The following is a 7291-nucleotide window of genomic DNA, read 5'->3' on the forward strand; positions in this document are numbered from 1 at the left end:
TTCGATCTCGAACCGCTGGTCGGTGCGGCGGTGGCCCTCGGTCAGCCCGAGGTCGTGGAACAGGGCCCCGACGTAGAGCAGTTCGGCGTCATGGCCGATGCCCTGCTCCCGGCCGCGCAGCGCCCCGAACAGGAAGACACGCCGGGAGTGGTCGTACAGCAGCGGCGACGCCGCGTCCCGGACGAGCTCGGTCGCCTCGCGCGCCAGCGCGCTGTCCGGGATCCGTACGCCTGCGATGACCTCGCTCATGACAGTGCTCCTGCCTCTCCTGGTGGGGCCGGCCCCTGCGGGTGCGGCCGGTGTCCCCTCCAGGCTCGGTCCCGGACGTACCCTGGTGCCATGTCCCTGGAGCCACCTGACCCACAGATCCGGACATCGGGGATCCGGGCCGCGCGGACCGCCCACCGGGTCGCGGTCCTCGTGTTCGACGGCGTGACCCTGCTCGACGTCAGCGGCCCCCTCGAGGTCCTCCACCAGGCGGGCCGACAAGGCCATCCGTACCTGCCCGTCCTGGTGTCCCCGCACGGCGGCGACGTCACGACGGCGTCCGGTCCCGTCCTGGCCCGGACCGTGCGGGCGGCCGACGCCGGAGCCGTCGACACGCTCGTCGTCGCGGGCGCCGACCTGCTCGCCGAGGACCCGGCCGACCCCGCGATCCTGGCGGCGGCGGCCGACCTCGCCGGGCGGGCGTCACGCGTCGCCTCCGTCTGCACCGGGGCCTTCGTCCTCGCCGGACTCGGCCTCCTCGACGGACGCCGCGCCACCACCCACTGGCGGCACGCCGCGGCCCTCGCCCGGCGGCACCCGCGCGTCCGGGTCGAGCCGGACGCCCTGCACGTCAGCGACGGCCGCTACGTGACCTCGGCCGGGATCAGCGCCGGCATCGACCTGGCACTCGCGCTCGTCGAGGACGACCACGGAGCGGACGCGGCACGCGCCGCCGCCCGCGAACTCGTCGTCTTCGTCCAGCGCCCGGGCGGCCAGTCCCAGTTCTCCACGGCGCTCGCCACCCCGCCGCCGCGCACGGACCCGCTGCGCGCCGTCACCCGCGCCGTGCTCGCCGACCCGGCGGCCGACCACGCGCTTTCGGCGCTGGCGGCCCTGGCCGCGGTGAGCCCCCGGCACCTGACCCGCCTGTTCCGCTCCGAGCTCGGCACGACACCGGCCCGCTGGGTCGAGCAGGTCAGGGTCGACCGCGCCCAGCAGCTGCTCCTCGACGGGCGCAGCGTCACCGCCGCCGCCCGGCTCAGCGGTCTCGGCAGCGACGAGACGCTCCGCCGCGCCTTCGCCCGCCATCTGGGCACGACACCGTCGGAATACCGCGAGCGCTTCACATCGACGCGGATCTGAATCCGTGAAGGAACGCAAAGACCGTGCGCGCACCGGAATTCCCGGCGCTTCCCCGGTCTGTTTTCCCGGGCCATTCGACCAGCTCACGCGTGGCCTTTCTGGAATGCCGGTCGACGCCTTCTCCATGCTTTCTCGAGGCTCGCTCTCCTCGGGGAATTCCGGCCTTGTCCGGGCCGTCGCCCCTCGTTAACGTCGCTGCCGGACCGGCGCACCAGCGCGCCGCGTCCCGGTGCGGACGAGGGCGCGGACGAGGGCGCGGACGAGGGCGCGGACGAGGGAGGGTGGTTCGGCATGACCGCTCATGGGCGAACAGGAGAGCAGGCCGGGCTGCTGCGGGAAGGGATGGACGCCCTGCACCGCGCCGACCCCGAACTGGCCCTGCTGCTCGACGCGGAGGTGCGCAGCCAGAACACCACCCTGGCGATGATCGCCTCGGCGAGCGCCGCCGCCCCTTCTGTCCTCGCCGCGTCCGGCGCCGCCCTGTCGAATGTCACGGCCGAGGGATATCCGGGCCACCGCTATCACCCGGGCGCCGCCCGCTTCGACGCGATCGAACGCATCGCGGTGGACCGGGCCAAGGAACTGTTCGGCGCCGCGTACGCCAACGTGCAGCCGCATTCCTGCTCCTCCGCCAACCAGGCCGTGCTGTCCGCGCTCCTTCCGCCGGGCGGCACCCTGCTCGGACTCGACCTGGACGCCGGCGGGCACCTGACCCACGGCTCCGGCGCCTCGGTCACCGGGCGCCACTACCGGGCCGTGCACTACGGCCTCGACGCCGCCGGCCGGATCGACTTCGGGCAGGTCGCCGCGCTCGCCGCCGAACACCGGCCCGGCGTGCTCATCGCCGGCGCCAGCGCGTACCCCCGCACCATCGACTTCGAGCGCTTCCGTGCCATCGCCGACACCGTCGGCGCCTATCTCCTCGCCGACATCTCGCACATCGCCGGACTCGTCGCGGCGGGGGAGCACCCCAGCCCGGTCGACGTCGCGCACCTCACCACCGCGTCCACGTACAAGCAGCTCGCGGGTCCTCGGGGCGGGATCATCCTCAGCGGCAGCGAACACCGGACACCCGGTCCCGACGGGCGCACCCCGCTGTCCCGGCTGATGCAGCGGGCGGTCTTCCCTCAGTCGCAGGGCACGCCGAGTCCCGCCTCCATCGCGGCGAAGGCGCGGGCCTTCGCGCTCGCCGCCGAGCCCGGCTTCCGGGAGACCGCGCGGCTGACCGTCACCGGCGCTGCCGCTCTCGCCGACGAGCTGGCCGGACTGGGGCACCGCGTGCTCACCGGCGGCACCGACAACCACATGGTTCTGCTCGACATCAACGACTTCGGGCTCAGCGGCGTCGTCGCCGAACGCGCCCTGGAGGAGTGCGGGATCCTCGCCAACCGCAACCGCATCCCCGGCGACACCAAGCCGCCCCTGGTCACCAGCGGCCTGCGCCTCGGCACCAACATCCTCGCGCAGCGCGGCATGGGGCCCGACCAGGTACGCCGCTGCGCCCGTCTGGTGCACGCCGTGCTGACCGCCACCGTCCCGCTCGGCGACACCGCCTACCGGATCGATCCCGAGCGCGCCGCCGGATTCCGCGCGCAGGTGCGGGCGCTGTGCGCGCGTCACGCGCTGCCCCTGGACGTACCCGTTCCCGGCGGGCAGCCCGGCACGGACCGGCCCGTGCCCCACGCGGTCCACCCGTGACGGCCGGCGCGGCACCCCGCGGTCCGGTGGTCTATTGGCACAGCGCAGGCCACCTCCGCCCCACCCCTGGCTGAGCCATTGGCCCAGCTGCTCCGCGCTCTGTTGAACCGTCGGCCGTGCGAATGGTGAGATGAGTGCGTCGATGGCGCTGCGGATCCTCCGGGATCTCCGCGGCGCCTTTCTCGTGTGCGGACAGGTCGAGGGACCGAGAGGGGCGGGGCAACGTGCTGAAGAGGGCGTTCGTGGCGCCGGATCCGGGGCGGATCCGGCTGCGGTTCGCGAGCCGCGCGGTGCTGGGCATCGGGCTCGCCGTCGCGCTGTGCGGAGCCGTCGGGCACTCGCTGGCGGCGGCCGTCACCGGCGGCCTCGCCGCGCTGCTCGCCCTGTTCACGGTCACCGACCCGACGGTGCGCGGCCAGGCCACGACGACCGCCCTCCTTCCGGCCGTCGGACTCCCGGTCCTGGCGCTCGCCGCCGTGCTGCACGACGTGCCCGTCGCCCGCGACCTGGTCTTCCTCGGCACCGTCGGCGCCGGGGTGTACGCCCGCCGCTGGGGCCCGCGCGGACACGCGCTCGGCGTGTTCGCGTTCATGATGTTCTTCGCCACCCAGTTCCTGCACACCGTCCCCGGCCAGCTCCCCGAGCTGTACGCCGCGGTGCTCCTGTCCCTCGCCACCGCCGCCGCCGTGCGCTTCGGCGTGTGGTGCTACGAGCGCCGGATCCCGGCGCCGCCCGCCGTCGCACCGCCCGCGGGCGGCACCGGCCTGCGACGGATCACGACCCGGCAGGCCGTCCAGGCGACCGTCGGCGCTGCCTTCGCGCTCGGCGTCGGCCAGGCGCTGTCCGACCAGCGGTGGTACTGGGCCGTGGGCGCCACCTGGTGGGTGTTCGTCGCCACCACCTCGCGCGGCGAGACCGTCGTCCGCGGATTCCGGCGCTTCCTCGGGACCGTGCTCGGCATCGTCCTCGGGTTCGCGCTCGCGGTGCCGCTGCACGACGTGCCCGTGGCCGCGGCCGCCGTCGTCGCGGTGAGCGTCTTCGGGATCTTCTACACCGCGCACGTCTCGTACACCTGGATGATGATCGCGGTCACCGCGATGGCCAGCATGCTCTACGGTCTGCTCGGCGTCCTCGACCCGGCGCTCCTCGCGCTGCGGGTGAGCGAGACGGCCGTCGGCTCGCTCGGGGCCGTGCTCGCCGTGCTCCTCGTCCTTCCCGTCACCACGCACGCCGTCACCGACGCCTGGGTGGAGCGTGCGCTGCGCTGCGTCCACGCCTGCACCGCCGAGGCCGCCGCCCGGCTGGCCGGCGACCCGGACGCGGACCCGGCACCCCGCGTCGCCGAGCTGGAGACGCTCCTCGGCCGGGTCCGGCTCTCCCTCAACCCGCTGGTGCACCCGCTCAGCCCGATGAAGGCCCGCCGCGGCCGGGCCCGGCAGGTGCTCGCCCTGCTCGACGACTGCGCGCGCGAGGTCCGCGGGCTCGCCTCGGTCGCCGCCGACCCGGAGGCCTCGCACGACGCCCGTCTCGCCGCCGCCTGCTGGCGCGTCGAGGCGTCCGTCGAGGCGCTCACCGCCCCGGGCCCCTACCCCCGCCACGGTGTCGCCCTCGCCCCGCAGGGCGTGGAGGGGGAACCGGTCCTGGCCCACCTGCACGCCCTCGAGCAGGCCCTCGTCGACCTGGCGGTGCCGCTGCGCGGCGCACGCCGGGTGACCGCGGGCGCCTGAGCCGCCCGGCCGCTGCGGCGCGGGGGCCGGCCGCCGCTTCCCCGGCCCCGCTCGGACCCGCTGCTACGGTCGGCGGGGCAGGGGCACCCGGGCCCGTGCGCCGAAAGGGGAATCAGTGAGCGGCAGCCAGGCAGGACGCGCGTACATCGGATCCTTCACGGCGGCGGGCGGCCCCGGTGTCGTCACGGCCGCCGTCGATTCCGCCGACGGCGCGCTCACGCTCCTCGACGCCACGGACGCCCTGCCCGACCCGTCCTACCTGGCCCTCGCCGGCGGGCTCCTCTACGCGGTCAGCGAGACCGCGCAGGGCGCCGTCGCCGCGTTCCGCACGGACGCCGTGAGCACCGCCCTGGCCGCACCGGCCGCGCCCGTCGACGGCGCGGGCCCGACCCACCTGACCGTGTGGGGCGACCACGTCCTCACCGCGAACTACGGCTCCGGCAGCGTCTCCACCGTGCCGCTGCGCGCCGACGGCACCCCCGACCCGGCCCTGCGCGACGTGCTCCACCACACCGGCTCGGGCCCGCACCCGCAGCGCCAGCAGGGCCCGCACGCCCATCAGGTCCTGGTCGACCCGAGCGGCCGCTGGGCCGTCAGCGTGGATCTCGGCACCGACTCGGTCCGCGTCTGCGCCCTCGTCGACGGACACCTCACCCCGCACCACGAGACCGCCCTGCGGCCCGGCTCGGGCCCCCGCCACCTGGCCTTCCACCCCTCGCGTGCCTACGTCTACGTCCTCAACGAGCTCTCCCCGACGCTCACCGTGTGCCGCTGGGACACCGCCGACGGCATCCTCAAGCCGCTCACCGAGGTGCCCGTGCTGCCCGGCGCCCCGCGCGGCGACGCCTACCCGTCCGAGGTCGTCGTCGCGCCGGACGGCCGTTTCCTGTGGACGGCGACCCGCGGCGAGGACGTCATCTCCGTCTTCGCGCTCGACTCCTCCGGCGAGGAACCCGTCCTGCGCGCCACCGTCCCCAGCGGTGGTCACTGGCCCCGCGACCTGGCCCTCCACCCGAGCGGCCGGTTCCTCTACGCGGCCAACGAGCGCTCGGGCGACATCACCTGGTTCACCGTGGACCCGGAGACCGGGGAGCCCGCGCGCGGCGGTTCCGTGCGGGTGCCGGCGGCCTCATGCGTGGTCTTCGGCCCGACCGGCTGACGGACCGGCCGCACACGCCGAGGGGCCCGGGACCTGTACGGTCCCGGGCCCCTTCTCGGTGTCCCGCTCAGCTGCCGGAGGCCACCGGCTGCGGCGTGATCCCGAGCGCGGCCGTGTACTTGACCAGCGCGAGCTTGCCCATGGCCGGGTACGCGCCGAGCGGCTCGGCGGCCGCGCAGCCCGCGTCCTCGGCGGCGGCCGCGAGGACGCTCGCGTCCAGCTCGGGGCCGATCAGGTACGGGGCGAGCGCGAGCTGCTGGGAGCCCGAGGCCCGCAGCTGCTCGGCGGTCGCGGAGACGGCGCCCTCGGCGTCCAGAGCGGCCGCGATCACCGGGACGGCGAGCCGCGCCGCGAGCAGCATGCCGGTGATGCCGGCGGCCTGCACCGCCTCCTCACCACCCACCGTCGCCAGGACGATGCCGTCGGCGGCCGTGGCCACGGTGAACAGCCGGGCGCGGTCGGCGCGCGCCAGACCCGCCTCCGACAGACGCACGTGCAGCCCCTCCGCGAGCAGCGGGTGCGGGCCGAGGACGTCGGTCAGCTCGGCCGGGACGCGGCTGTCCGCGATGCCCTGCCGGATCTGCCGGATCTGCGCGTTGTCCGGGCCCGCGAGCAGCGGGACGACGACGGCGACGGGGCCCTCGGGCTCCTTCGCCTCGACACCGGCGGCCACGGCCTGCTCGTACCGCGCCGTGCGCTCCTTCGCGGCGTGTGCGAGCACGGACGCGAGCGACGGGAACTCGGCGGACACCGGGAAGTCGGTGACCTCACCCTCGACGAACCCCACCCGGGCGTCCAGGCCCGGCAGCTCCGAGCGCGCGATGCTCACGACCTCGTCGGCGAGCATGCGCGTGGCGGCGCTGGGCGTGCCCGGGACCGCGAGAACGAGGGACGGTGCACCCTCGGGGGCGGCCACGGGTTCCGGACGGCGGTGCCGTCCGGGCTGTCGGGGTCGCGGCATTCGTACAGGCAGGCCGGATGCGGGCCCAGTGGGGGAGCTCATGGCGCCGCATGCTACTGGCTCTCCCGGCATCCTTGTTCGGTCAGGGGGCAGCTGAGCGGTATCCGTCCGCGATTGTCTGTTCAGTCGCGTACAGAGTGAATGTCCGCTTCTGGCGCGATGTGTTGGACTACCGGCCCGGGTGCCCGGCTTCCGGTGTGACGGCTACGGGACGTGCAGCAGCCGTCCGTCGCTCGGCAGCCGCAGGCCGTCCCCGGCCAGGGCCGCCGCGAGCACCAGCGCCCCGTGCAGCGGATCGCCCGCGGCGCTCACCACGGTGGCCTGCGGCAGCAGCGCCGCGAGCTCCGCCCGCAGCGGGGCGAGGAGCGGCTCGCCCGTCTTGAACAGCCCGCCGGT

Annotated in this window: 6 protein-coding genes and 1 pseudogene; 4 read left to right on the forward strand and 3 right to left on the reverse strand. The window is 75.4% G+C overall.

Annotated features, from left to right (window positions below; all coding sequences use genetic code 11):
• The coding region (locus GTW43_RS07485) for an HD domain-containing protein (protein WP_161300840.1) at positions 1 to 249 on the reverse strand (249 nt) is incomplete at its 3' end.
• Between the two features lie 90 nt (positions 250 to 339).
• Between GTW43_RS07485 and GTW43_RS07490 the strand changes: the two genes are divergently transcribed.
• The 4 genes from GTW43_RS07490 to GTW43_RS07505 all read left to right on the forward strand — a co-directional run bounded on the left by GTW43_RS07490 (position 340) and on the right by GTW43_RS07505 (position 5934).
• Positions 340 to 1350 carry a helix-turn-helix domain-containing protein gene (locus tag GTW43_RS07490; protein ID WP_161300841.1) on the forward strand — a complete coding sequence of 337 codons (1011 nt, stop codon included), beginning with the start codon at positions 340 to 342 and terminating at the stop codon, positions 1348 to 1350.
• A 291-nt stretch (positions 1351 to 1641) separates the two neighbouring features.
• Positions 1642 to 3048 (forward strand): serine hydroxymethyltransferase, encoded by a 1407-nt coding sequence (locus tag GTW43_RS07495; protein WP_161300842.1) that lies wholly within the window; start codon positions 1642 to 1644, stop codon positions 3046 to 3048.
• Between the two features lie 224 nt (positions 3049 to 3272).
• Positions 3273 to 4775 carry an FUSC family protein gene (locus GTW43_RS07500; RefSeq protein WP_161300843.1) on the forward strand — a complete coding sequence of 501 codons (1503 nt, stop codon included), beginning with the start codon at positions 3273 to 3275 and terminating at the stop codon, positions 4773 to 4775.
• A gap of 115 nt (positions 4776 to 4890) precedes the next feature.
• Positions 4891 to 5934, forward strand: coding sequence for a lactonase family protein (locus GTW43_RS07505; RefSeq protein ID WP_161300844.1), 1044 nt, complete (start codon positions 4891 to 4893; stop codon positions 5932 to 5934).
• Between the two features lie 67 nt (positions 5935 to 6001).
• Here GTW43_RS07505 and GTW43_RS07510 read toward each other — a convergent pair whose 3' ends face one another.
• Positions 6002 to 6937, reverse strand: a complete 936-nt coding sequence (locus tag GTW43_RS07510) for a hypothetical protein (protein ID WP_161300845.1) — start codon at positions 6935 to 6937, stop codon at positions 6002 to 6004.
• A gap of 162 nt (positions 6938 to 7099) precedes the next feature.
• A pseudogene (locus GTW43_RS07515) lies at positions 7100 to 7291 on the reverse strand (ATPase); the annotation flags it as partial.

This window comes from Streptomyces sp. SID5785, from assembly GCF_009870065.1.
GTDB lineage: Bacteria > Actinomycetota > Actinomycetes > Streptomycetales > Streptomycetaceae > Streptomyces.

Coding starts and splice junctions, on each gene's coding strand:
- GTW43_RS07495 (WP_161300842.1), top strand. CDS start 1,642: ATGACCGCTCATGGGCGAACAGGAGAGCAGGCCGGGCTGCTGCGGGAA.
- GTW43_RS07510 (WP_161300845.1), bottom strand. CDS start 6,937: ATGAGCTCCCCCACTGGGCCCGCATCCGGCCTGCCTGTACGAATGCCG.
- GTW43_RS07490 (WP_161300841.1), top strand. CDS start 340: ATGTCCCTGGAGCCACCTGACCCACAGATCCGGACATCGGGGATCCGG.